The 14,015-nt window shown below is 59.9% G+C and carries 25 protein-coding genes and 1 pseudogene; 8 read left to right on the plus strand and 18 right to left on the minus strand.

The window, feature by feature from the left end; translation table 11 throughout:
- Nucleotides 1-299: 299 nt before the first annotated feature.
- The 7 genes from nusG to ACOZK4_RS06380 all read right to left on the minus strand — a co-directional run bounded on the left by nusG (nt 300) and on the right by ACOZK4_RS06380 (nt 3,434).
- The gene (gene nusG / locus ACOZK4_RS06350) at nt 300-920 is read right to left on the minus strand and encodes a transcription termination/antitermination protein NusG (RefSeq protein WP_421591110.1); all 621 of its coding nucleotides are present in this window, start codon (nt 918-920) and stop codon (nt 300-302) included.
- 81 nt (nt 921-1,001) lie between these two features.
- Nucleotides 1,002-1,220: a hypothetical protein gene (locus ACOZK4_RS06355; RefSeq protein WP_421591111.1), complete on the minus strand. Its 219-nt coding sequence runs from the start codon at nt 1,218-1,220 to the stop codon at nt 1,002-1,004.
- A 2-nt stretch (nt 1,221-1,222) separates the two neighbouring features.
- Nucleotides 1,223-1,762, minus strand: a complete 540-nt coding sequence (locus tag ACOZK4_RS06360; RefSeq protein WP_421591113.1) for a hypothetical protein — start codon at nt 1,760-1,762, stop codon at nt 1,223-1,225.
- On the minus strand, nt 1,759-2,400 hold the full coding sequence (locus tag ACOZK4_RS06365; protein WP_421591114.1) for a hypothetical protein: 642 nt from the start codon (nt 2,398-2,400) through the stop codon (nt 1,759-1,761). Before ACOZK4_RS06365 ends, ACOZK4_RS06360 begins: the two co-directional genes overlap by 4 nt.
- Nucleotides 2,393-2,920: a hypothetical protein gene (locus ACOZK4_RS06370; RefSeq protein WP_421591115.1), complete on the minus strand. Its 528-nt coding sequence runs from the start codon at nt 2,918-2,920 to the stop codon at nt 2,393-2,395. Before ACOZK4_RS06370 ends, ACOZK4_RS06365 begins: the two co-directional genes overlap by 8 nt.
- Nucleotides 2,917-3,216: a hypothetical protein gene (locus tag ACOZK4_RS06375; protein WP_421591116.1), complete on the minus strand. Its 300-nt coding sequence runs from the start codon at nt 3,214-3,216 to the stop codon at nt 2,917-2,919. The genes ACOZK4_RS06370 and ACOZK4_RS06375 overlap by 4 nt, the downstream gene beginning before the upstream one ends.
- Nucleotides 3,213-3,434, minus strand: a complete 222-nt coding sequence (locus ACOZK4_RS06380; protein WP_421591117.1) for a hypothetical protein — start codon at nt 3,432-3,434, stop codon at nt 3,213-3,215. The genes ACOZK4_RS06375 and ACOZK4_RS06380 overlap by 4 nt, the downstream gene beginning before the upstream one ends.
- Before the next feature lie 80 nt (nt 3,435-3,514).
- On the opposite strand from ACOZK4_RS06380, the gene ACOZK4_RS06385 reads away from it, so the two are divergent.
- Complete coding sequence (locus ACOZK4_RS06385) at nt 3,515-4,141, plus strand: hypothetical protein (protein WP_421591119.1); 627 nt, start codon at nt 3,515-3,517, stop codon at nt 4,139-4,141.
- A gap of 2 nt (nt 4,142-4,143) precedes the next feature.
- On the opposite strand, the gene ACOZK4_RS06390 is transcribed toward ACOZK4_RS06385, so the two are convergent.
- From ACOZK4_RS06390 to ACOZK4_RS06430, 9 genes and pseudogenes are all read right to left on the minus strand, one after another.
- The gene (locus tag ACOZK4_RS06390; RefSeq protein ID WP_050743132.1) at nt 4,144-4,329 is read right to left on the minus strand and encodes a hypothetical protein; all 186 of its coding nucleotides are present in this window, start codon (nt 4,327-4,329) and stop codon (nt 4,144-4,146) included.
- Nucleotides 4,326-4,691, minus strand: a complete 366-nt coding sequence (locus tag ACOZK4_RS06395) for a hypothetical protein (protein ID WP_421591120.1) — start codon at nt 4,689-4,691, stop codon at nt 4,326-4,328. Before ACOZK4_RS06395 ends, ACOZK4_RS06390 begins: the two co-directional genes overlap by 4 nt.
- Nucleotides 4,692-4,693: 2 nt before the next feature.
- The gene (locus ACOZK4_RS06400) at nt 4,694-6,814 is read right to left on the minus strand and encodes a DNA cytosine methyltransferase (protein ID WP_421591122.1); all 2,121 of its coding nucleotides are present in this window, start codon (nt 6,812-6,814) and stop codon (nt 4,694-4,696) included.
- A gap of 27 nt (nt 6,815-6,841) precedes the next feature.
- A complete protein-coding gene (locus tag ACOZK4_RS06405; protein WP_421591123.1) occupies nt 6,842-7,270 on the minus strand; it encodes a hypothetical protein in 429 nt (142 codons plus the stop codon).
- A 318-nt stretch (nt 7,271-7,588) separates the two neighbouring features.
- Nucleotides 7,589-7,759 carry a hypothetical protein gene (locus ACOZK4_RS06410; RefSeq protein WP_421591125.1) on the minus strand — a complete coding sequence of 57 codons (171 nt, stop codon included), beginning with the start codon at nt 7,757-7,759 and terminating at the stop codon, nt 7,589-7,591.
- Nucleotides 7,760-7,886: 127 nt separating this feature from the next.
- A complete protein-coding gene (locus ACOZK4_RS06415; RefSeq protein WP_421591126.1) occupies nt 7,887-8,213 on the minus strand; it encodes a hypothetical protein in 327 nt (108 codons plus the stop codon).
- 665 nt (nt 8,214-8,878) lie between these two features.
- Nucleotides 8,879-9,121 (minus strand): annotated as a pseudogene (locus tag ACOZK4_RS06420) (DUF2312 domain-containing protein); the annotation flags it as partial.
- A 3-nt stretch (nt 9,122-9,124) separates the two neighbouring features.
- Nucleotides 9,125-9,418: a hypothetical protein gene (locus tag ACOZK4_RS06425; RefSeq protein WP_421591128.1), complete on the minus strand. Its 294-nt coding sequence runs from the start codon at nt 9,416-9,418 to the stop codon at nt 9,125-9,127.
- An 83-nt stretch (nt 9,419-9,501) separates the two neighbouring features.
- Nucleotides 9,502-9,723, minus strand: coding sequence for a helix-turn-helix domain-containing protein (locus ACOZK4_RS06430; protein ID WP_130519891.1), 222 nt, complete (start codon nt 9,721-9,723; stop codon nt 9,502-9,504).
- Nucleotides 9,724-9,816: 93 nt separating this feature from the next.
- On the opposite strand from ACOZK4_RS06430, the gene ACOZK4_RS06435 reads away from it, so the two are divergent.
- Nucleotides 9,817-10,164: a helix-turn-helix domain-containing protein gene (locus ACOZK4_RS06435; protein WP_421591130.1), complete on the plus strand. Its 348-nt coding sequence runs from the start codon at nt 9,817-9,819 to the stop codon at nt 10,162-10,164.
- Here the strand turns inward: ACOZK4_RS06435 and ACOZK4_RS06440 are convergent.
- Complete coding sequence (locus ACOZK4_RS06440; RefSeq protein ID WP_421591132.1) at nt 10,115-10,372, minus strand: hypothetical protein; 258 nt, start codon at nt 10,370-10,372, stop codon at nt 10,115-10,117. The genes ACOZK4_RS06435 and ACOZK4_RS06440 overlap by 50 nt on opposite strands.
- Nucleotides 10,373-10,388: 16 nt before the next feature.
- Complete coding sequence (locus ACOZK4_RS06445; protein WP_421591134.1) at nt 10,389-10,637, minus strand: hypothetical protein; 249 nt, start codon at nt 10,635-10,637, stop codon at nt 10,389-10,391.
- 306 nt (nt 10,638-10,943) lie between these two features.
- Here ACOZK4_RS06445 and ACOZK4_RS06450 point away from each other — a divergent pair, with 306 nt between their 5' ends.
- The 6 genes from ACOZK4_RS06450 (at nt 10,944) to ACOZK4_RS06475 (ending at nt 14,007) form a co-directional block, all read left to right on the plus strand.
- The gene (locus tag ACOZK4_RS06450; RefSeq protein ID WP_421591135.1) at nt 10,944-11,438 is read left to right on the plus strand and encodes a hypothetical protein; all 495 of its coding nucleotides are present in this window, start codon (nt 10,944-10,946) and stop codon (nt 11,436-11,438) included.
- Between the two features lie 88 nt (nt 11,439-11,526).
- Nucleotides 11,527-11,817, plus strand: coding sequence for a helix-turn-helix domain-containing protein (locus ACOZK4_RS06455; protein ID WP_421591214.1), 291 nt, complete (start codon nt 11,527-11,529; stop codon nt 11,815-11,817).
- Nucleotides 11,818-12,403: 586 nt separating this feature from the next.
- The gene (locus ACOZK4_RS06460; protein WP_421591137.1) at nt 12,404-13,135 is read left to right on the plus strand and encodes a methyltransferase; all 732 of its coding nucleotides are present in this window, start codon (nt 12,404-12,406) and stop codon (nt 13,133-13,135) included.
- Between the two features lie 65 nt (nt 13,136-13,200).
- Nucleotides 13,201-13,545 (plus strand): hypothetical protein, encoded by a 345-nt coding sequence (locus ACOZK4_RS06465; protein ID WP_421591138.1) that lies wholly within the window; start codon nt 13,201-13,203, stop codon nt 13,543-13,545.
- 5 nt (nt 13,546-13,550) lie between these two features.
- A complete protein-coding gene (locus tag ACOZK4_RS06470) occupies nt 13,551-13,775 on the plus strand; it encodes a hypothetical protein (protein ID WP_421591140.1) in 225 nt (74 codons plus the stop codon).
- Entirely contained in the window at nt 13,768-14,007 is a 240-nt protein-coding gene (locus ACOZK4_RS06475; protein WP_421591141.1) for a hypothetical protein, read from the plus strand. The genes ACOZK4_RS06470 and ACOZK4_RS06475 overlap by 8 nt, the downstream gene beginning before the upstream one ends.
- Nucleotides 14,008-14,015 lie beyond the last annotated feature (8 nt).

Raw genomic sequence — 14,015 nt, forward strand, 5'->3', positions numbered from 1 at the left:
ATCGACCTCTCGGAAGAGGAACAGCCGACCATTCCGACAAGCAGGGCAATTGCCAACATGATACTTCGCCATGATGCGATCGTGGATGGGTCGGGAAGGAATGTCTAGGCACGAAGAATGGGCTACCCTCCCGGCTTGGCCGCTGGTGACAGTTGCGTATCCGTCACTTGGGTGTGCGGGGCGCAGCGGCTTCCCCTTGGTTTTCGGCAAAATAACGCTACGCGACCGGGAGGCGAAACCCGTCTGGGGACCGGCGATACCGCTCTGAACATCCCATAAATCAGCCTTGTGGAACCTTTCTACACTGCTTCGGCAAAGTCGGCAATATCAAGCTCTACAGGGATAAGGCCGTTCAGGGTTTCAATCACTGCTTTTATGGTATTGCGGCCGGTAGCGTCGGTGACGAAGCCGCTCATGCCCGCGAGATACCCATGGCCGCCGACGGTGACGCGGCGGTTCTTCGGGAAAAGCTCCCTCGCCTCGCGACGCGTCAGCTTCCGGTCGCGCTGCCTTTCCTTCTGGATGCGAGCGAGCCGGCGGCGCTCCATCTGCTCCACCTCGCGCTCCTCGGCGTCGCGGATGCTTTTCACATCCCCTGTGCTGATCCGCATCGGCATGCCTGCGATTCCGAGGATGGAGGAAACGCCTTCGCATTCGGACAGTGCCCAGAAGCTGTGCGGGTCATTGACGAACGAATAGCCGACCATGAGGGGGAAGCGTTTAACGATGAACTCTTCCGTTTTGTGGTGGCGGATCTCGCGATAAGTCGAAGGCATGAAGATATCGAACCCGGCGTCGCGGAGATTGCGTTCGATGATGAATTCGCCCTTGCGGTCGGCCGCCTCGCCTACCCTGGGCTTGGCCTGGCGCTGTGTTCCCGGCCGGGTCTTCACAGCGTACCAACGTTCATTGCTTGCCATGGTCTTGTTCCTCGTGTTGCCGCCGTTCAGTTCGTGGTCAGTGCGTCGTCGATCATCGCCCGCCAGATTTCTTCGACCTCTTCAAGCGTAAGCGCGATGTCGTCGCGCTCGCTGCGGACAAGGCCCTTCAGGACCATGTTGGGTGGTCGGCTCCCGCAGCGCATCGACCGCTGCGCGCGCTATGCGGCGATAGTTGTCAGCCGATTGCTCTTTCGACCCCATCGCCGGCCATGGGAATGCCTCGCTCCACACGTCGTCGGCCTCGTAGATCGCCTTGGCGACTTCCTCGATCTTGCTCATTCTCATCTCCCCTCGCCGCAGAGCATGGAAACCCGCGGCATGGTGTGGACCTCACCAGTGACGTACGTCCGCTTGACGTGGTGGATGACGATGTTGTCGCCGAGATTGGTTTCGTTCCGGACCGACCGCACCGGTTCGGGCAAGCGATGCTCTGGGAAAAGATCGGGCCGGGTCGCGATACGCGTATAGGCTGTGCTCGGCTTGACGCCCGTCACCTCGGCGATCTTGTTAGCGTTGGCGCCGCCCATCCAGAGCCCCGCAGCCTGCTTAAGCCAATATTCGGGCACTTCGACGTGGCGGCCGTCTTCTGACTTTCTGCCGGTGTTGAGCCGGCTCGGAAAGCGGTGACGATGTTTGCTGGCAACGGCGGAGACGCTGCCCCGTGCCACGCCAAGTCGCTCTGCGATGGCCGGGCAGGTGAAGCCCTCCGCCCACATCTTGGCGGCCAGGGCGATCTTCTCCTCTGTCCATTCGAACGTGATCCGCTTTGCGGGGACGCCCTTCTTGGTGATGTAGGTCTCAGGTTTGGATTGGATGTTCATGACCGTTTTCCTTTCACAAGGCGGGTTTCCGGGAGCTTCGAGACGTGCGGGCGGCGAACGCGCAGCTTGTCCAATTCGGCTTTGGTTTCGGGTGTCGTGCCGATGTGCGCGCGGCCGGTGACGGGCAGCGGTGCGCCAGCTTTGGCGGCGGCGAGCATGGCGCGAACGCGAGCGCGAACATCTGGGTCGGCGCGCTCGACGGCGAGCGCCGCGCGACGTGCCTCGTCCTCGGCTCGCTCGAACAAGCGCTCCGCCTCGTTGCGCAGCCCGTTCTTCTCGCCGACGAATGGCGCGATGATCGCCCTGGCATGTCGCGCGAATTCTGCGCAGGTCGGCATGAACTGGCCGGTGTGGTTCTCGACACGACCGGCGAGGAAGTCGTTCGTCGCTTCGGATACCGCCCATTCCGGAAGGTCTCCGCACGCCGTTTTGAACTCTCTGGCAAAATCGGCCATCTCGACGTCCGGCTGCGGTCGAAGCTGGCCCCGCAATCGGACGGCGGCATCACGCAGGGCTCCCGTATCGCAGCGCCGAAGCAGCATATCGATTTCAGCGACACGCGCCGCGATCTCCCTCGCCCGTCGGCGATATCGCTCGGGAAGGCGCTCGAAGACGTCAGCAGGGACGAGATCAGCCATCGATGAAAGCCTCCTTCAGTTCGATGATGTCGGATTTTTTTTGCGCGCCAGCGCCGGAAGAAAAATTTCTTAATTTTTCTGACTGGCTCTTAGCTCTTGGCTTATGGGGCTTATCCTCCCCCATATCCCTACCCTTATCCGACGCGGAATTTCCCGAAGGATTTGAAAGGCTTGGGTTGCCGCCCTTTTTGCCATTGTTTCGCGCTGTAGCGGCTTTTCGCGCGTCCCGGATCATTCTCCGGGAGTAGATGCGACCTTGCCGATCGCGGGAGAACACGCCGTTTCGTTCCAGTTCGCCCAACAGGGAAGCGATCTCGGATTCCTGGCGCCCGGTCAAAAGAGCGAGCCCGGTTTCATCGAGACCCTTGCCTGCTACCGCGACGTAGCCGATCGGGTCGTGTGCTGCCGCAATGCAGAGCATGCGCATCCAGAGGCCTTGCGCCGCGAAGGAGCTAAGGCGAACGGCGTGATCGGTCTCCCAATCCTGCCAGAAGAATTTTGACCATATGACGCCGCTCATGAGGCTTCCCCCCGCGCGACCGACTGGGAGAACGCCACGGCATCATCGACGCTATGAAGCGTGAACACGGGTGAGCCGCGCCAATCGTCAGCGAATGACTTCTGGTTGGCGTTTAGGCCTTTGCCATAACCCTTTGTGCCGGTCTTCACCTCGACGAGGTAGTTTCGGCCGCGGAATCCGCAGAGGAGATCTACCGGCTTGTCGAGGCGATAAACGCTAAAGCCGACGCGCTCCAGCACGGCTACAATCGCCGGCTCGGAGGCATCACGTTTCGCGTTGTGGCGGGGCATGCTCATGCTGCCACCTGGGCTTTCTCGCGCACAAGCCTGAGCGCGTGACGCGCTACCATCTGCCTGCACCTTTGATTGATGTGCTTTTGCTGGCGAGGCGTCAGGGGCTTGTAATCCATCATGTAGTTCTTGAGACGGTCGGCGTCCTGGTCGCGGATGCGGAGGACTTCCGCAAGCTGGAGAACGTCGGGGCCGTGAAGGGCAAAGGCGGCAGTGAAGGTCATGCCGCCACCTGGCAATCTGAACTATTGCGTAACGAACAGCGGTGAGGTGTTAATCCGCAGGTGGCAAACAGGGGATTTTCATGTGTGACAAGCGTTTCTGCGTAACTGTGCTTACGGTCCTGTCGCTCGGCATGTTCATACTTTTCATGCGGTTCCTGCCAGAGCTCGCAAACTGGCCAGAGTGGCCACTGTGCGACGAACCAGACTGCAACGTCCAAGGTTGGCTCAGCGCAACAAGCGGATGGGCAGGTTTCATCGCGGCGGGTGTCGCTGTAGGGCTGACTTGGAGACAGCTCAGCCAGCAGCGGAAGCAAACGGACTTCATGCTTGGCGACGCCCCTCCTACAATGGACGTCACGCCAGACCTTGATGATCCCACCGAAATGGTCGTCCGAATTGTGAACTGGAACAGACGTGCGGTCTTCATAAAGTCCATAAGGCTGAACGTAGGAAACGCGATGGGCGTCATGGAGCTTAAGCTCGATGACCGAGTGGTCGAGCTTGCTAAAGCGAGGTGGCCCTTCCCGCTCAGAGGCTGGGAGGATCGGAACCAAGAAGGGCCGCACGTGCTGCAGCTGAAAATATCCGCTGCTAGCGGGAATGAGCTGATACGTGTTTGGCCGAACACCGCGGAGGTTTCGGTTGGTATTCAGATGCTCGACACAAAGCATCGGCTGCAAAAGCTTTCCGCATCCGTTCATCCGTAAGGTCATGCCGCCTCCCCGCGCGCTGACAGATTCGCCAGCGCGCGTTTGCAGCGGTTGCAAAGGCGCGTGACAATGGCGAGCCTCTGAAGCTTCACGCCGTTGTCGGCCTTGCCCATGCTTCCCCTGAGGCGGAAAATCTGCGCCTCGAGCTCAGCGATTTCTTCTCGGAGAAGTTCCGCGTCGGTCAATTATCCGGCCTCCGCTCTGGCAACGGACGCTCGGCCGGCTCGAAAAGCCGGCAAGCCTTGGCGCAATGGGGAATGAGCCGGTTCGCCTTGTTCAGGATAGGCCGGTTGCACTTCGCCTTCTTCAGACCGAGAGGCGTCAGCTTGTGCTTCTTGCCGAAATAGCCGGGATCGGTGGCTACGCGCTCTTTGCCCCCCCCTACCAGCTTGCGCCACTTCCACGCATGCCAGAACCGGCATTCACGGCAGGTGCGGCCTTCAGGTCCCGTGCCGGCGATATGGGCCTGGCCGAGATAGGTGTCGGCGATCGGGCGATGGATTTCCTTGGCAGTCATATGCTCGCTGAAAAGGAGATGCTGCGCCATGGCTATTCTGCTGCCTCCTTGAATTGGGAAATGTGCTGGCAGTTCGCCGCGACGATGGCGGCGGCGACCGGCGGCGAAACCGAGTTTCCGACGCAGGAGACCTGAACGTTCTTGGGGAACGGACGGCCGTTGGTGTCGGCGTCGATCTTGTAATCGGCAGGAAAGCCTTGAGCCGAATAGAGTTCGCGCGGTTTCAGCATCCGCATGCCGATATCAACGATGACGAACTCAGCATCACCAACGGTCAGCGTGACAAATTCGCGATCATCCCAGAAACCGTAGGAACGAAGGAAGGCGGCAACCTCGCGGGCGCGGTCGTGCTGGTCTTCGGTGAACGGCGGCGCGCTAAGTACAGCTTCGACGTGGCCATGGCGATCCTTCGTCGTGATCGTCCGAGCCGGCTGGTTCTCTTCACCGCCATCACCGGTCCCGTAGTATGCCTGCAGGAATGGGGCGACCACGGCCGACTTATTGACGCCTGCCGTCACGGTTGCCGACGGCTCGTCGACCCCATGGCCGACGCTCTGGCCGAACTGGCGAGAGACGAACGCCGAGACCACGCCCTGCTGTGCGCCGGTCGCCGTGACGGTGGAAACTGGCTCGGACGCCTCGCGGCCGGGGTTCACGCCCCCGATGCGGCGGCTGTCGTTGTTGTGCTGCGCGACGAAGACTGCGGCCGTGCAAACATCGGCCTTGGCCGTAACCGTAGCCAGCGGTTCATCGCCGCCGCGCGGGCGGCTTTGACCGGCCCGGCCGCCGCAACCGACAAGGGTCGGGATAATGACGGCGTTCTGGTCTTTCTTGCTGGCCGTGATGGTGTGGTGTGGATCCTCGACCGAGCGGTTCGCGCCGCCCTGCTGCGCATAGGTCAGGACCGGGGCGACGAGCGACAGGCCAGCGCCGCCGGCAGTGATCGTGTGGGAGGGCTCGTCAGCGCCGTTGAACGGCTTGCCGGAGTTCCGCATGGTCATGAGGTGTGGCGCGACCACGGCTGAATGTTCGCCCTTGGCGAGAACGACCGGATGCGGTTCCGTGACGGGCCGGTCTCGGCGGGTTTTGCCCTTCATGCTCATGAGCGAAGGGGCGATCATACCCAGTGGCGCAGCGCCGCCCGGCTTCTTGATGTAGCTGTTGGCCGTGATCGTCGACACGGGCTCATCCATCGCGCTACCGGTCGCTCCGGTATTGAAGCGCGTGAGCGAGGGCGAGATGACCGCCTTTTCGCCCCGATGTGCTCCGGTGATGGTGTTGAACGGCCGGTCTAGATCCTCTGTGCGAACGCCATGCGTCAGGTTCACAAGGAAAGGTCGCGCAGCGTCGAGAACATAGCGTTTCGTGCCGCGCGCGACGCGGGCCATGGTGGCGTCGGCCAGCGGGCGGATCGCGCGCAAGCCGAACTTGCTCATGATCTCGTCTGACGTGTCGAAGATCGACGGGCACGGCAGAGACCAGTCAATGACCTCGGCGGCCGTGCGCCAAGCCTGCTTCCGCCCGGCGATGACTTCGCGATCCGTCGGCGCACCATGCGTCGGCTCGGGCCAGACAATCGGCTGGCCGTCGCGGCGGGCGATGACGAAGAGGCGCTTGCGGATTGTCGGCGCGCCATAGTCGCAAGCGCGAAGCTCGCGGTGCTGGAGCTTGTAGCCTGCCCGCTTCATCGCCTTGCACCATTTCTGGAAGGTCTGGCCTCGGCTGTCGGGGCATGGCATCAGGCCCCGCTCGGTTTCAATGAGCGGCCCCCATTCCTTCCACTCCTCGACGTTCTCCATGATGATGACGTCGGGCTTTGCGCGCTCGGCCCATAGGACGATCACCCACGCCAGATCTCGGATGTTGCGCTCGACCGGCTTGCCGCCCTTGGCTTTCGAGAAGTGCTTGCAGTCAGGCGAGAACCAAGCCAGGCCGACGTGTTTGCCGGCGACGTAATCCAGCGGATCAACCTTGAAGATGTTTTCCGACAGGTGCAGTGTTTCGGGGTGGTTTGCCGCATGCAGCGCCAAGGCATCGGCGTTGTGGTTGATCGCGATGTCCGGCGAGCGGCCAAGGGCCATCTCGATACCGGTGGACGCGCCGCCGCCGCCGGCAAAGCTGTCAACGATCAACGGTGCATTGTTCTGCAGCATGCTCAATCCCCCACGATCCAGTCGGCCCTATCGGCCCATTTCCGAGAACGGTCGCGCCAGCGCTTCGCGATGCGCAGCCGCCTCAAAAGCGGCAATCTTTTCATCCAGCGAAGCCAGACGGGCGGTAAGTTCTTGCTGTTCACGTCTGCTCTCCTCGACCAGAGCTGCCCGAAGGGCGTCCATTTCTTCACTGTCGATCCGCCGCGCCTTGCCTTCCCAGATCGAGCGAACCCGACGCATGGTGAAGTCCTTCCGAACGCGGCGGCTGATAAATCGATGCGCCTCATAGAATGCGGCCTCTACCTTCCCGTATCGCCGCACCGGGAAAGCGTCTCTGAGTAGATTTTGGGCCGCACAAATGTCAGTCATGCCCTTCTTCCTGCTTGAACCTTCCTTGTCGTTCTTCGACAAATTCTTGCGGTCGTTTGACGCCACCGTGTCGGCCTCCTGTGCCATTGTTCTCGTGCTTAAGGAGAACTGTCATGGACAGGATCACTACTGAGAAACGAGATGGCTCCGATGAGCTTGCCGGCTCTTGTGAAGCCATCTCGTCCGGCCCGCCTGGGTCGAACCGTCTAATTCCATTCCCTCGCAGTGCCGCCGCATTGGCTGCTGAGGGTTCAGAGGGCGCCGGGGTTTCCTCGGCTTCGGCGTCCTCGTTCGTTCCGTTGGGAGATGCCGTGCACGCAGTCGTTCTGCGGCTTCGAGGCGATTACCCAAGGATGAAGGTGTTGGCCGGCGCGCCGAGGGAGGAGGAGCGAGCGCGCCGGCCGTTCAATCGGCCGCCGGGTGGGGATAAGCCTGCCGATTGAAATGGAGTTGGTCGCCTTCGACGGCGCCGGAATACTCGTTGCGCTCGTCGTCTCGACCGGCCCATTCGAAGGCCAAGGCGCACGCACCGCAGAGAATTACGAAAGCGACGATGCCCCAGACGATCCAGTTCATGATGCGCTCCTGAGGTTGGCTTCCGCCTCGGAACGGTTCCGACCAGAAGCGGACTTCCCGGTATCGGTATCGACAATGATGACCGTGCCGTCTTCGGTGTGGGTGACGCGAAATCGCGGAGCCTGGGTCATGCCAGCACCTCGTCAAACATCGGTCGCTCGGATTGGCCGGCGCCGAAAATGTCGAAAGCGGCGACCATCTCGTAGTCGGGCTTGCCGCACTGGCGGGCCTTCACCATGCCGCCGATGGCGCCAGCACGGCGCGCGGCGGCAACTGTGTTTCGGGATTTGAAGCGGCGGCCATGGTAGGCGCCGAAAGACAAAACCTCTTCCCGCTCGGCGCCGAGGTTCATGGCGATGTGGCGGGCGGACATTAAGCACTCAATGCCGCCGTCGATCTGGGCGAGCTTCTGTTCAGTCGAGGCCCGAGACCACCATGAAGATTTCCCGGTCATTCTGCTGCCTCCAGTTCAGCCGCTGCCATTTCGCAGGCGCGGCAATGCTTCCGGCCGTAGCCGCCGCACGTCTCGCCGGGATTCCGGCAGAGCGGGCGGATGCTGGATTTTGCGGCGAGAGCGCATGCGGCGCCCTCCCCTGTGTTCGAGGTCGGGATATCCCGTTCTCCCATGGAGATACCGGTTACTTCATGATCGCCTCCTTTGAGAGGTTGATCGGCCGGGCGGTCGGACGACGACGGTTCAACGCCATCGGCGTTCGCCAGTCCGGCCTTGCCGTTCACTGCAGCGATTGCGCCGTCGTCCGATTGGGGAATGGTATTGGTGGCTTGCCCCGATTGGGCGTTGCAGTATGCCGACGTTTCGTCGGACCGGCCTGGAGTGCGCTGAACCGCATCCATTTTTTCGCCGCCGGCATCGGGACTTGGTATGCTCGGTTCGCCACCGGAAACCGCCAAGGCTGCGGGCCGGCTGTTATTGGAAACGACGCTTTCTTCGGCCTCGCGCGTCGTCGACGAGGAGGAGACGGAGGGCGAGCCGTCCGAAGTTCTGATGTCTTCGTGCTTGGTGAGGATGGACAGGCCGCCGTCCGACCGCAGGGCCATGGCGGGCTGACGCTCGACCGGCGCGGACTTGCGCGGCTCGTCATAGCCGGCCGGTTCGTCGACCATGCCGAGAGCGATCATGTACATGTCGAGAATAGCTTCCTGCTCGGCGCGCTCATCCCGATCCTGTTTGCGGATGGAAATGAGCTTGCGCAGGACCTTGGTGTCAAAGCCGGTACCCTTGGCCTCGCCGTAGACATCCTTGATGTCATCGGCGATGGTCTTCTTCTCTTCCTCAAGTCGTTCGATACGCTCGATGAAGGCGCGAAGCTGGTCACGGGCTACTGGGTTTGCATCGGACATGGGTTAGGCTCCCGGCTTCGTGTTGACGAGATCGAGGTATCGCTTCACCTGACCGGTGAGCCCTTCGAGATCGGAGGAGTTGCTGTACGAGAGCGAGCGGTTGATGCGGACGACCGCCTTCAATGCCGCGATATCGATGTTCGCCACGCGCGCCTCGGCAAAGACGAGGCTCTTCAACCGGTTCTGCTCGTCCATGCGCTCTTCAATGGCGACAAGGCGACCCAGGAGGCTGCGGACATCGGCGTCGTGGTTGCTCATTCGGTGGGCGAATTCGGAAGGGCTATCGAAGTCGCGCATCGGCTAAACCTCCTCTTCGAGGTTCAGCCAGCGCATGAAGGCGGAGTGTACCTGATCGTCTATGACGGTGATGGCCTCGGGGCTCATGCGGCGGCCCCAGGCTGCGCGACAAGCCCAGCGAGATCGGGGCGAAGCTCATGAGGGGGAATGCCCGTGGCCTCGGAAACGGCCTGCAGGTTTTCAGCCGGGATCCGGCGCTTGCCAGTCTCGTATCGAGACCATTGCACGCCGCTCACGCCGACAAGATCACCGGCTTCTTCGATGCTGAGTTTACGCGCCTTGCGCCATGTCCTGATCTTTTCCATAGCGCGAAATTACCATATTGGCAATTTCAGTCAACGGAGAAAATTACCATTTTGGCTATTCTGTGCCAAATGCCCGAAAAGTAGATTGCCAACATGGCAAACACGAAGACGGCATCGGAGCCAAAAGGCATCTTCATCAGAGAGTTGATGGAGGCTCGCGGGCTCAAGAACAAAGACGTAGCCGAAGCTATCGGCACGAGCGACGTTAACGTGTCGCGGCTTCTGAGTGGGCAGCGCGGTCTTGATCTTGACTGGCTGCATGCATTCGCACGCGCGCTTGAGGTACCGATCTGGGAACTGTTTCAGCCACCGGGGCGAAACGGGAAAGTCTCCGGCGAAGCCGAGGTGAAAGCCCTCCTAAAGCGAATTGAGGGCCTTCCTGACGAAGCTGTCAGCCACGTGTGGCGGTTGATTGACGGTTACGTTTCAGACGCCGAGTGATATGGACGAACGGCTCCTCATGGTCGATTTGCACTCGCCATTCCCCACCATGTAGAATCGCCATGGCGATCGAGATTTCGGCCGCCTTCCGTTTAATGACAGTTTGCATCTCCTGTTCAGTCCCGACACCGGGGCCATAGAGGAGTTCAGCGACGATCTCCTCAGCCTTGGTATCGTATTTTCGCCTGATCTGGTGGACGATCGCCATGATACGTGCGGCCCTCCTAGATGGGCTGCATATTGCCGACTTCCTCCGGCTTCTCGTCGCCATGGAAGTAGATTAGCTTCGGCTCTCCGAAATCCCCGCTCTCAGGATCGCCTTCCATCACTGTTGCGAACACCATGGGTTTGGTCAGCGCCAGCCGCTCGGCCATCCGGCGGGCTTGAATCACGCTATTTGCCTGGACCGCGATATCGGCCTTCATGCCGCGCTTGGCCGGTGAGAAGGACTGAACCACGAAAAACTCTGCCATGTTCATGCTCCTTGGGCTTTTGAACTGGCCTTAGCATGACTCGAAAACGTGAACAGAACAAGAACATAATTAGGAAAATAGTCATACTCGTTAACGGCTACCAGATATTGCGATTGCACGCATTGGGAGTCGCTTTTTCTTGTACCGAGGCGGAATCACGCTATCTTGCGTGACGGGCGTGTCAAAGAGATCTGTATCGTGCATCAAGGCGCGGGACCGCGTGCAACGCTCGGCGGCTGAATACTGCCGAGAGGCTTCGGAAATTTCAGCGTTTAACCAATTGTTCACACGAGTTTGTTGACTTATATGGCAACATTGTTAGAGCTGGCTGAAAACGATCAGCTTGTAAAAATTGAAGTCGAGCTTGATGGGGCGGAACAAGCTTGGCGCACCCTGTATGGGACCCCAGAATTCGTTGCGTGGCTAAATGACACCTTACCGGCTCTAGAAACGACGATACCTGGCGGCGACATCGAACCAGACGAACAAGTTGACGCGTGCTTTCACGAATACGTAATCGGCTCGGATATGGACCCAGACCTACGCTTTAAAAAACTTCATAGGACACCAGACCTCCATATTTGGGAATTTAAAACATTGGATGTTCGAATATTTGGTTGGGTGCCGGAGAAAGACGTTTTCATATGTTGCTACGGAGATACGAAGGACGAGATTGAATTAAAAAATGCATACGGCGCCTATATGGCTCGCACGCACTTCATACGAACTCAGCTTGATCTCGACGAACCCAAAAGCATTGAGAGTTACAATTATGACGACGTCCTATCGGATGCCAACTAGCGACAGGAAGCGGAAGAACGGCCGGTTTGTCGCTAAGGTGCATCGTGAGATACAGAATGCCTTTACTGAGGCGGCGAAAACTGAAGGAATGACGCAGCGTAAGCTCGCTCAGATGCTCGACGTAGATAAAGCTGCATTAAATCGGCGGTTGACTGGAGCTACGAACCTGACCCTGAGATCGATTGCGGATTTAGCGTGGGCGCTTGACGCAGACATCGAATTCTCAATGCGCCGAAAGGATGCATCAGCATCTCGCAATTACTTCGTACAACGCGAAGAGAAATGGCAAACGTCTGAGCGCGAGGCGAGGTCGCCGAGCGCTAATAATGAGATCTCTGTGCCTGTGGTGAACCGAGTACAAGGAACCCAGAAGTGGTAGCCGCGCGAATTCTTTACTGTGACGACATAAGAGTCGAGCACAATGGGAAGTTTCTTCTTATAGGAGTTTATGCGGGTAGTGCGCAGATCGCCGCCGCCGCCACACACGTTCATCTGGGCACTTATATCGAAATATTTGGGCTTCACGCAGGGGTACACAAGATCGAGCTTTTGGTTCTGTATGGGAAACCGGGAGAGCAACATACGGTTTCGTCTGCCACATTTGACATGAATGTTACCGATCCAAACCTGCCTGCAGTGCTTTATCCTACGGGCCTTAGCATTGAAGCTAAGCAAGACGGGATAGTCGACATACAAGTGATAGTGGACGGTGCAGGGGTAGAAAGCGTTGGCTCTCTGGTTGTCCGGCGGGCTCTCGAGTCGCCACCTCCAAACAACGCTTGAGACCGAAATGATTTATTGCCCGCCCTCACCGGCGGGCTTTTTCGTGGGCGCGATTCTGGCTAGTTTCGGCACCCGCTCAACAAAATTACCAATTCGGCAATTTGCTTATTGACGGTTACTTACCATTTCGGTAATTTCTCCTCATCACCTCCCGACCACCGGGAAAGACGAGGAGTAAGGGAATGCCGCAAATTGCCGAGAATGTGCTGAAGGTTCTGGACGCCGCCGTTGTGGAGGGCTCGCGCGTCTTCCTCACCGGTCAGCTTGACCGCAAACTCTACACCGAGACCGACAAGGTCTTGCAGGCCGCTGGCGGCAAGTGGAACCGTTCGGCAAAGGCGCACGTCTTCGAAGGCGATGCCAATGACGCTCTGGAACCGATCATCCTCACCGGCGAGTACAGCCGCACCAAGCAGGACTTTGGCCAGTTCGACACGCCTTCCGAGCTCGCCGAAACCGTCGTTGATCTCGCAGACGTTCAGGCCGGCATGTCCGTCCTTGAACCCAGCGCTGGCATCGGTCGCATTGCCGCCGCTGCCCGTCAGGCCGGCGCGCACGTAACCTGCTGGGAAATCGACGCTAAACGTGCCGAAAAGCTGACGGATTACCCGCTGAACATCGGTGACTTTCTCGCCGCCGAGCCGATCAAGGCGTTTGATCGCGTCGTGATGAACCCGCCCTTCGCGAAGCAGCATGACATCCGCCACGTCATGCACGCCTTCAAGTTCCTGCAGCCGGGCGGCCGCCTCGTCGCGATCATGTCGGCGAGCGTCACGTTCCGCGACAACAAGCTTACGGCTGAGTTCCGCGAGTTCGTCGCGGCGAACGGCGGCACCATCAAGCGCCTGCCCGAAGGGTCGTTCAAGTCCAGCGGAACCGACGTCAACACCTGCATCGTCAGCATCGACGCCTGATCCCCTTCGGCATCCGCCTCTCCCATGCGGCGGATATCGAAGACGATCACCTGAGGAAGCCACCCATGCAGACCGAAGCAGACCGCATTGCCACTGGCCTTCGCCTGACGACGAACCGGATCGGCACGCTTATCAGCGCCATCCGTGGTGACGGTCGCCGTGGTCGTGACGCCTCCGTCCGCGCTGCGGAATACCTCGCAGAGATGCGCCGCAACTACGCGAACATCGTCCGCGCCGAAGAGATCGGCGCCAATGTTTCCGCCTTCACTGAAATGAACCCCATCCCGTATCGCTCGCAGCTCGTGGGTCTTTCCGAAGCTGAACGCAATGCACGCAAGTGGCTCGGTGTGCGGGAATGCCTGAGCCTGCCGGTCATCGAGCCGGTTCGCTTCCTCGAAGCTGCGGAGTGATGGCGATGGCTGACCGTATGACCAGTATCCGCCTGCCCGGTTCCAAGCATGTCGGCCTCGCCGACCACGGCCGGAGGACCCGCGAGGAAATGATCACGATGATCCGCTCGCACGCCGAGCACCAGAAGGCCGTCGCCGACGCGATCCTGTCGGCTTCTGACGATGCCTTCCTCGTCGAAACCTACACAGGCGTTTTCGTCCAGCGCAATCGCGAGGTGGTTCATGCTTGACCGCTGCGACCTCAACCCAGCCGGCGAATGCTCCTGCATCGCCTCCAACGTCCCCTGCAAGGTTCAGGCCCCGCTTGATCTCGGCACTTTTCGCGGGACGAACCACCCCGGCCCGCTGGACGGATACCCGGAGACGGCGCGCGACACCGCGATCGGTCTCACCATCCTCGCCTTCATCGTTTTCGCAATCATCGTCGGCCTCGGCGCGCAGGTCGCGCCAGCCACAATCTAAGGAGCAAA

Origin of the sequence: Shinella sp. M27 (genome assembly GCF_049199905.1) — a bacterium.
Taxonomy (GTDB): Bacteria; Pseudomonadota; Alphaproteobacteria; order Rhizobiales; family Rhizobiaceae; genus Shinella.

Excerpts from the sequence above, each read along its gene's own strand:
- ACOZK4_RS06410 (WP_421591125.1), bottom strand. The coding sequence starts at position 7,759 with ATGAACTGGATCGTCTGGGGCATCGTCGCTTTCGTAATTCTCTGCGGT.
- ACOZK4_RS06355 (WP_421591111.1), bottom strand. The coding sequence starts at position 1,220 with ATGAGCAAGATCGAGGAAGTCGCCAAGGCGATCTACGAGGCCGACGAC.
- ACOZK4_RS06375 (WP_421591116.1), bottom strand. The coding sequence starts at position 3,216 with ATGAGCATGCCCCGCCACAACGCGAAACGTGATGCCTCCGAGCCGGCG.
- ACOZK4_RS06405 (WP_421591123.1), bottom strand. The coding sequence starts at position 7,270 with ATGGCACAGGAGGCCGACACGGTGGCGTCAAACGACCGCAAGAATTTG.
- ACOZK4_RS06380 (WP_421591117.1), bottom strand. The coding sequence starts at position 3,434 with ATGACCTTCACTGCCGCCTTTGCCCTTCACGGCCCCGACGTTCTCCAG.
- ACOZK4_RS06425 (WP_421591128.1), bottom strand. The coding sequence starts at position 9,418 with ATGCGCGACTTCGATAGCCCTTCCGAATTCGCCCACCGAATGAGCAAC.
- ACOZK4_RS06395 (WP_421591120.1), bottom strand. The coding sequence starts at position 4,691 with ATGGCGCAGCATCTCCTTTTCAGCGAGCATATGACTGCCAAGGAAATC.
- nusG (WP_421591110.1), bottom strand. The coding sequence starts at position 920 with ATGGCAAGCAATGAACGTTGGTACGCTGTGAAGACCCGGCCGGGAACA.
- ACOZK4_RS06430 (WP_130519891.1), bottom strand. The coding sequence starts at position 9,723 with ATGGAAAAGATCAGGACATGGCGCAAGGCGCGTAAACTCAGCATCGAA.
- ACOZK4_RS06450 (WP_421591135.1), top strand. The coding sequence starts at position 10,944 with ATGGCAACATTGTTAGAGCTGGCTGAAAACGATCAGCTTGTAAAAATT.
- ACOZK4_RS06440 (WP_421591132.1), bottom strand. The coding sequence starts at position 10,372 with ATGGCGATCGTCCACCAGATCAGGCGAAAATACGATACCAAGGCTGAG.
- ACOZK4_RS06465 (WP_421591138.1), top strand. The coding sequence starts at position 13,201 with ATGCAGACCGAAGCAGACCGCATTGCCACTGGCCTTCGCCTGACGACG.
- ACOZK4_RS06435 (WP_421591130.1), top strand. The coding sequence starts at position 9,817 with ATGGCAAACACGAAGACGGCATCGGAGCCAAAAGGCATCTTCATCAGA.
- ACOZK4_RS06370 (WP_421591115.1), bottom strand. The coding sequence starts at position 2,920 with ATGAGCGGCGTCATATGGTCAAAATTCTTCTGGCAGGATTGGGAGACC.
- ACOZK4_RS06470 (WP_421591140.1), top strand. The coding sequence starts at position 13,551 with ATGGCTGACCGTATGACCAGTATCCGCCTGCCCGGTTCCAAGCATGTC.
- ACOZK4_RS06365 (WP_421591114.1), bottom strand. The coding sequence starts at position 2,400 with ATGGCTGATCTCGTCCCTGCTGACGTCTTCGAGCGCCTTCCCGAGCGA.
- ACOZK4_RS06415 (WP_421591126.1), bottom strand. The coding sequence starts at position 8,213 with ATGACCGGGAAATCTTCATGGTGGTCTCGGGCCTCGACTGAACAGAAG.
- ACOZK4_RS06445 (WP_421591134.1), bottom strand. The coding sequence starts at position 10,637 with ATGGCAGAGTTTTTCGTGGTTCAGTCCTTCTCACCGGCCAAGCGCGGC.
- ACOZK4_RS06360 (WP_421591113.1), bottom strand. The coding sequence starts at position 1,762 with ATGAACATCCAATCCAAACCTGAGACCTACATCACCAAGAAGGGCGTC.
- ACOZK4_RS06455 (WP_421591214.1), top strand. The coding sequence starts at position 11,527 with ATGACGCAGCGTAAGCTCGCTCAGATGCTCGACGTAGATAAAGCTGCA.
- ACOZK4_RS06475 (WP_421591141.1), top strand. The coding sequence starts at position 13,768 with ATGCTTGACCGCTGCGACCTCAACCCAGCCGGCGAATGCTCCTGCATC.
- ACOZK4_RS06460 (WP_421591137.1), top strand. The coding sequence starts at position 12,404 with ATGCCGCAAATTGCCGAGAATGTGCTGAAGGTTCTGGACGCCGCCGTT.
- ACOZK4_RS06400 (WP_421591122.1), bottom strand. The coding sequence starts at position 6,814 with ATGCTGCAGAACAATGCACCGTTGATCGTTGACAGCTTTGCCGGCGGC.
- ACOZK4_RS06385 (WP_421591119.1), top strand. The coding sequence starts at position 3,515 with ATGTGTGACAAGCGTTTCTGCGTAACTGTGCTTACGGTCCTGTCGCTC.